We start from the raw sequence: 310 nt of genomic DNA, 5'->3' as shown, positions 1-310 counted from the left end.
CTTCATATGTTTGTTGCGCCGTATTAACGGCGGTGAAAATACAAGCTAAAATAATAGAGGCTGCTAGTGTATAGCAAAGTGTTGTGCGATTAATTATAACAATCCATAAATTGTGTTTGATCGAAGAAAAGGAAAGAGAACGTTGTGTATAAAGAGTCTCAGGCAAGCGCAGTTGAATCCAAATCATCAGTCCAAAACCAATAATTGCCATGAATATAAAAATAACTTGCCAGTTCCCAAACAATAAAATAAACTGTCCTGTTGAAGGTCCAATTATTGGTGCAATTAGAAAAATCATCATAACGATAGA

Annotated in this window: 1 pseudogene; it reads right to left on the bottom strand. The window is 34.8% G+C overall.

Features of this window, described 5'->3' with window-relative positions:
* Window positions 1–310 (bottom strand): annotated as a pseudogene (locus ACFIO5_RS10040) (multidrug effflux MFS transporter); the annotation flags it as partial.

Source organism: Bartonella sp. AA86SXKL (genome assembly GCF_042196885.1).
Note: the sequence above shows the minus strand (reverse complement) of the source record. Positions and strands in the feature narration are given on the sequence as shown.